We start from the raw sequence: 6,667 nt of genomic DNA, 5'->3' as shown, positions 1-6,667 counted from the left end.
CCTCTTCCCGGCTGAAGCCGGTCCCACTAACCAGTCAATGCCCGTGGCTACGGCCTACGTGGGAGTGTTCGACATCCGCGGTCACGACGCTGCCACTGATTTCCAGTCGATCCAGAATTCCACAGTGATCCGGCGCGCCTTCGCTGCAGCGTTGGCGCAGGTCGACCAGTTGCTCCTGCAGCGCTTGCAGGCTCGCAACGCGGGCGTTCACGTGCTGGATGTGTTCGTCGATCAGCGCGTTGACGTTCTCGCACTGATCCCGCGGACTGTCGCGCAGGGCCAGCAGGCTGCGGATTTCGTCCAGCGTCATATCCAGGCTTCGGCAATTGCGGATGAAGGTCAGGCGCTCGACGTGCTCCTGAGTGTACAAACGGTAGTTGCCTTCGCTGCGCGCGGGTTCGCTGAGGAGACCCTCTCGCTCGTAGTACCGAATCGTTTCCACCGGACATTCCGTGAGTTTTGCCAGTTCGCCGATTTTAAATGAAGGGTTCATGCGCAAGATCTCGATAGGACGCTTGACCCTATAGTGGCTACAGGGTGTTCACTTGGCAACAAGCACATCTAGAGACTCAATCCATGAGTGACTCTGTACACACATCTTCCCCGAACAAACCCGCTCACGACGCGCATAACCATGCCGATCACGATCACGCTGGCCATGACCATTCCGCCCATGACCACGCCGATCACGATCATGCCGGTCATGACCATGGGCAAGCCAAACTCACGCCCGTGCACAAACACGACCACGCTGCCCACGCCTGCTGCTCACACGACAGCGCGCCCGCCGTCGTGACCATCGATGGCGCATCAGACGCCGACGGTCAGCTCAGTAGCTTCCGTATCGAAGCCATGGACTGCCCCACCGAGCAGACGTTGATCCAGAACAAGCTCGGCAAGATGAAGGGCATTCAGAAGCTTGAATTCAACCTGATCAACCGCGTGCTGGGCGTGTGGCATGAGTTGCCGTCCACCGATCCCATCCGTGAAGCCATTGGCTCGCTGGGCATGCAGGCGGACCTGATCGAAGAGGGCGCTGACAAGGAAACCGCGTCGCTGCCGCCCGCCAACAAGCCGTGGTGGCCGTTGGCGTTGTCGGGTGTCGCTGCTTTGGCTGCGGAAGTTATCCATTTCACCAACGCCGCGCCCACTTGGGTGGTCGCCATCGTCGCGCTGGTCGCCATTTTCAGCGGCGGCCTGACCACGTACAAAAAGGGCTGGATCGCCCTGAAAAACTTCAACCTGAATATCAATGCGCTGATGAGCATCGCTGTCACCGGCGCGGTGCTGATCGGCCAGTGGCCGGAAGCGGCGATGGTGATGTTTCTGTTCACCGTCGCCGAGCTGATTGAAGCCAAATCCCTGGACCGTGCCCGCAACGCCATCGGCGGCCTGATGCAGCTGACGCCGGAAACCGCGACCGTGCAGCAGAACGGCGAGTGGTTCGAGCTTGAGGTCAAGGATATTGCGTTGGGCAGCGTCGTCCGGGTCAAGCCGGGCGAGCGCATCGGGCTGGACGGTGAAGTGGTTGCCGGCCAGTCGAGCATCGATCAAGCGCCGATCACCGGCGAAAGCTTGCCGGTCGAGAAAACCGTCGGCGACAAGGTTTTTGCCGGCACGATCAATCAGGCCGGTTCGCTGGAATACAAAGTGACCGCCGCTGCCAACAACTCGACGCTGGCGCGGATCATCCATGCCGTCGAGGCGGCCCAGGGTGCGCGCGCGCCGACTCAGCGGTTCGTGGACAGCTTTTCGAAAATCTACACCCCCGCCGTGTTCGCGTTGGCCTTGGCGATCGCCATCATCCCGCCGCTGTTCATGGGCGCGGTGTGGTTCGACTGGATCTACCGCGCGCTGGTGCTGCTGGTTGTCGCGTGCCCGTGTGCGCTGGTGATTTCGACGCCGGTGACGATCGTCAGCGGTCTGGCGGCGGCGGCGCGCAAAGGCATCCTGGTCAAGGGCGGCGTATACCTGGAGATGGGGCATAAGCTCGATTACCTGGCCCTCGACAAGACCGGCACCATCACCCACGGCAAGCCGGTGCAGACCGATTACGTATTGCTCGATACGTCACTGGGTGAGCAGGCTGTGGCGATCTCGGCGAGCCTTGCCGGTCGCTCGGATCACCCGGTGTCTCAAGCCATTGCCAAGGCGGCGCAAGAAGGCGCTCGCTTGCCGGTTGAGGCGTTCGAAGCCCTTGCGGGGCTTGGCGTGAAGGGCGAGGTGCAAGGGCGTTTGTATCACTTGGGCAACCACCGTCTGGTGCATGACGCCGGGTATTGCTCGCCGGAACTGGAAGCGCAGCTCGAAGCGCTGGAAAGCCAGGGCAAAACCGTGGTGCTGCTGTTCGACGCCTCCGGCCCGCTGGCGTTGTTTGCGGTCGCCGACACGGTCAAGGACAGCAGCCGCGAGGCCATCGAGCAACTGCATGCGCTGGGCGTGAGGACGATGATGCTGACGGGCGACAACCCGCACACGGCCAAGGCCATCGCCGCTCAGGTGGGGATCGATCAGGCGCAGGGCAATCTGATGCCGACCGACAAGCTGCAAGCCATCGAAGCCCTGTACGCGCAGAACCACCGCGTAGGCATGGTCGGGGATGGCATCAACGATGCGCCGGCGCTGGCCCGGGCGGAGATCGGTTTTGCCATGGCGGCGGCGGGGACGGACACCGCCATCGAAACCGCCGACGTGGCGCTGATGGACGATGATCTGCGCAAGATCCCGACGTTTATTCGCCTGTCGCGGGACACGGCTGCTGTGCTCAAGCAGAACATTGCGCTGGCGCTGGTGATCAAGTTGATCTTTCTGGCGGTGACCTTCGCCGGGATGGCGACCATGTGGATGGCAGTGTTTGCCGACATGGGCGTGAGTTTGCTGGTGGTGGCCAATGGATTGCGGTTGTTGAAGAAGTAACGCTGACGATCAGGAAGCTGACGGCGCTCAGACAGGCCTCTTCCCGGCTGAAGCCGGTCCCACTAACGGCACGTGCGCATCCAGTGGGATTGTGATCGTGCCCACGCTCTGCGTGGGCACGCGGGTGGCGGACGCTCCGCGTCCTTTGACGCGGAGCGTCAGGGGGATTGGTTCCCACGCAGAGCGTGGGAACCATCAAGAAAATCATCAACCCAGGCCTACTTCCCGTACGTCTCCCGCCCCCAGGCGATCATTTCTTCCAGCAGCCCTTTCAGCACCAACTGCGTCGGCTCGGCCAGATCGGGGCGGTAGTGGAAGGGCACGAACTCGTCCATGTACGTGCTCTGCGCCAGTTCCAGTTGCACCGCGTGGATGTGGTTGGCCGGGTCGCCATAGTGGCGGGTGATATGGCCGCCCTTGAAGCGCCCGTTGAGCACATGGCTGTAGTTCTTCGCGGCGGCGCACGTTGAATCCAGACGCTGAGCCAGCGCTTCATCACAACTCGCACCATTGAACGTCCCGAGATTGAAGTCCGGCAGCCGACCGTCAAACAGATGCGGAATGTGCCCACGAATGGAATGCGCATCAAACAGCAACGCATAACCGAACTCGGCGCGCAGGCGTTCGAGCTCGTTGCGTAGCGTCTCGTGATACGGCGTCCAGATCTTCTCCAGATAGCTCGCGCGTTCTTCCTGGCTCGGCGCCAAACCCTCTTTGAACAGCGGATCGCCCTCAAACAGCGTCGAGGGGAACAGCCCGGTGGTCGCGCCGGCGTACAGCGGCGTGTCGTCGGAGGGGCGGTTGAGGTCGATGACGAAGCGTGAGTATTCCGCCGCAAGCACGCTTGCCCCCAGATCAGACGCAAAGTCATACAGACGCGGGATGTGCCAGTCGGTGTCCGGCAGGCTCACCGCCTCGTCCACCAGGCCATCACGCACGGCGGGCGTCAGGTGCAGTCCCGGGTGCGGCATGCTGATCAGCAGCGGTACGCGACCGCGAGTGAAACTCAGAACCTTGTCCACAGTATTCCCCTGATTAGAGAGTGCGTTCCACGCCATGACGCACGACGCGTTTGTCCAGATCGCCGCCCAGCCAATAGGCGAGGTCGGCAGGCCGTTCGATGTGCCAGGCGACGAAATCCGCCGTTTTGCCCACTTCCAGCGAACCATGGGTCTCGGCCATGCCCAGCGCCTGCGCCGCGTGAATGGTTACCCCGGCCAAGGCTTCTTCTGGCGTCATGCGGAACAGTGTGCAGGCCATGTTCAGCATCAGCCGCAGCGACAGGCCCGGCGATGTGCCCGGATTAAGGTCGGTGGAAATGGCGATCTTCACCCCGTGTTTGCGCAGGGCATCCATCGGCGGCAATTGAGTTTCGCGCAGGAAATAAAACGCCCCCGGCAGCAAAACGGCGACTGTGCCTGAGGCCGCCATCGCGATGGCGTCTTCTTCGGTCATGAACTCAAGATGGTCAGCCGAAAGCGCTTGATAACGCGCCGCCAGACTCGAGCCGTGCAGCGAAGACAACTGCTCGGCATGCAGCTTCACCGGCAGGCCTAACTGGCCGGCAGTGATGAACACCTGTTCGACCTGCGCCGGCGAGAACGCCAGGTATTCGCAGAACGCATCGACCGCATCCACCAGATTTTCTGCCGCCAACGCCGGCAGCATTTCGCTGCAGATGTGGGCGATGTAGTCATCGGCGCGGTCTTTGTACTCCGGCGGCAAGGCGTGGGCGGCGAGACAGGTGCTGCGCACGGTGATCGGCAGGTTTTCACCCAGTTGGCGAATCACCCGCAGGATTTTGCGTTCGCTGGCGAGGTCCAGGCCGTAGCCGGATTTCATCTCGATGGTGGTCACGCCATCTCTGAGCAGGTGCACCAGACGACGCTCGGCGCTGGCGTAGAGCTCTTCTTCACTGGCAGCCCGGGTAGCCCGCACGGTGCTGGCAATGCCGCCGCCCGCTGCGGCGATCTCGGCGTAGCTGACGCCCTGCAACCGCTGTTCGAACTCACCGCTGCGGTTACCGCCGAACACTGTGTGGGTGTGGCAATCGATCAGTCCCGGCGTCACCCACGCACCGTTCAGGTCGACGCGCTTGATGTCGCCCTGGTCCGGAAACTCCTGGAGAGGACCGATCCAGACGATCTGCGCTCCGTCGGTCACGATGGCGGCGTCCTCGATGATCGAGTACGTGGCGTTCGCCATGGTTGCTGCGTGACAGTGGTGCCAGAGCGTTTTCATCGATCTCTCCAAGAGTGGGTCAATTAATCAGCTATTCGATGGGGCCTTGATCAGGTTCTGCTTCGGCTTGACCCAGATCCAGTACGCAGCCACCAGCAGAGCAATCCACACCGCTCCCACCACCAGCGCCGCCTGGCTGTCCGGGAAATAACCCAGCACGCCAAACACAAACACCATGAACAACGTGGCAACAATCGGTGCGACGGGCCAGAACGGCACCGGGAATTTCAGCTGGGCGACTTCTTCTGCGCTCATCGAGCGGCGCATGGCGATCTGCGTGACCAGAATCATCAGCCACACCCAGACCGTCGCGAAGGTCGCGATCGAGGCGATCAGCAGGAACACGTTTTCCGGAATCAGGTAATTCAGCACAACGCCGCAGAGCAGCGCGACACCCATCACCAGCACGGTCATCCACGGCACGCCCTGAGCGGACAACTGAGCAAAACCCTTTGGCGCCTGACCTTGTATCGCCAGTCCGTACATCATGCGTCCGGCACCGAAGATGTCGCTGTTGATCGCCGAAACGGCTGCGGTGATCACTACGATGTTGAGGACGGTGGCTGCTGATGAAATCCCCAGGTGATCGAAGATCTGGACGAACGGGCTGCCCTGGCTGCCGATCTGCTGCCACGGGTACAGCGACATCAGGACGAACAGCGTGAGAACGTAAAACAGCAGAATTCGCAGCGGGACCGCGTTGATCGCGCGGGGAATCACGCGCTCCGGGTTCCGAGCTTCACCGGCGGTGATGCCGATGATTTCGATGCCGCCAAAGGCGAACATCACCACGGCCAGCGAGGCCACGAGACCGCCGATGCCGTTGGGCATGAAGCCGCCGTAGGCCCACAGATTGCTCACGCTGCTGACGCCGCCGCCCGAGACCGAGCCGAGGCCGAACAGCATGATGCCGAAGCCGGCGAGGATCATCGCGATGATCGCGCCGACCTTGAGCAGCGAAAGCCAGAACTCGGTTTCACCGAAGACTTTGACGCTGCACAGGTTAAGCGCGCCGATCAGAAAGACGATGCCGAGCACCCAGATCCAGCGTGGCACCTCTGGAAACCAGAAGCCCATGTAAATACCGAAGGCGGTGACGTCGGCCAGGCAGACGATGACCATTTCGAAGGCGTAGGTCCAGCCGAGGACGAACCCTGCTAGCGGACCCAGATAGGTGGTGGCGTACTCGCCGAACGAGCCGGACACTGGATTGCGCACGGCCATCTCGCCCAAGGCGCGCATGACCATGTAAACCGCAGCACCGGCAATGATGTACACCAGCAGAACGGCGGGACCGGCCAGCTTGATGGCCGACGCGGAGCCGTAGAACAACCCGGTGCCAATGGCCGAGCCCAGCGCCATGAAGCGAATGTGGCGAGCGCTGAGCCCGCGTTTCAGATCTGTAGCGTTTTGCGATGTCATTTCACACGTTCCTAGTCTTACTTTTTGCTGCGAAACGAGCGGCTCTTGTAGGAGTGAGCTTGCTCGCGATTGCGGTGTGTCAGACGGC

Annotated in this window: 5 protein-coding genes; 1 reads left to right on the top strand and 4 read right to left on the bottom strand. The window is 61.8% G+C overall.

Going from position 1 to position 6,667, the window contains the following annotated elements; genetic code table 11:
* Positions 1-34 precede the first annotated feature (34 nt).
* Positions 35-493: a Cd(II)/Pb(II)-responsive transcriptional regulator gene (cadR, locus tag BMY98_RS16150; protein ID WP_074890843.1), complete on the bottom strand. Its 459-nt coding sequence runs from the start codon at positions 491-493 to the stop codon at positions 35-37.
* Positions 494-576: 83 nt separating this feature from the next.
* On the opposite strand from cadR, the gene BMY98_RS16145 reads away from it, so the two are divergent.
* Positions 577-2,916 carry a heavy metal translocating P-type ATPase gene (locus BMY98_RS16145; protein ID WP_074890841.1) on the top strand — a complete coding sequence of 780 codons (2,340 nt, stop codon included), beginning with the start codon at positions 577-579 and terminating at the stop codon, positions 2,914-2,916.
* 218 nt (positions 2,917-3,134) lie between these two features.
* On the opposite strand, the gene hutG is transcribed toward BMY98_RS16145, so the two are convergent.
* Genes hutG through BMY98_RS16130 form a run of 3 tightly spaced genes read right to left on the bottom strand, consistent with a single transcriptional unit; the run spans position 3,135 to position 6,579 of the window.
* Positions 3,135-3,938: an N-formylglutamate deformylase gene (gene hutG / locus BMY98_RS16140; RefSeq protein ID WP_074890839.1), complete on the bottom strand. Its 804-nt coding sequence runs from the start codon at positions 3,936-3,938 to the stop codon at positions 3,135-3,137.
* Between the two features lie 13 nt (positions 3,939-3,951).
* Positions 3,952-5,157 (bottom strand): imidazolonepropionase, encoded by a 1,206-nt coding sequence (gene hutI / locus BMY98_RS16135; RefSeq protein WP_074890837.1) that lies wholly within the window; start codon positions 5,155-5,157, stop codon positions 3,952-3,954.
* A 27-nt stretch (positions 5,158-5,184) separates the two neighbouring features.
* The gene (locus BMY98_RS16130; RefSeq protein WP_074890835.1) at positions 5,185-6,579 is read right to left on the bottom strand and encodes an amino acid permease; all 1,395 of its coding nucleotides are present in this window, start codon (positions 6,577-6,579) and stop codon (positions 5,185-5,187) included.
* Positions 6,580-6,667: the final 88 nt, after the last annotated feature.

This window comes from Pseudomonas graminis (genome assembly GCF_900111735.1).
GTDB lineage: Bacteria > Pseudomonadota > Gammaproteobacteria > Pseudomonadales > Pseudomonadaceae > Aquipseudomonas > Aquipseudomonas graminis.
This window is presented reverse-complemented; position numbering and strand designations above follow the sequence as displayed.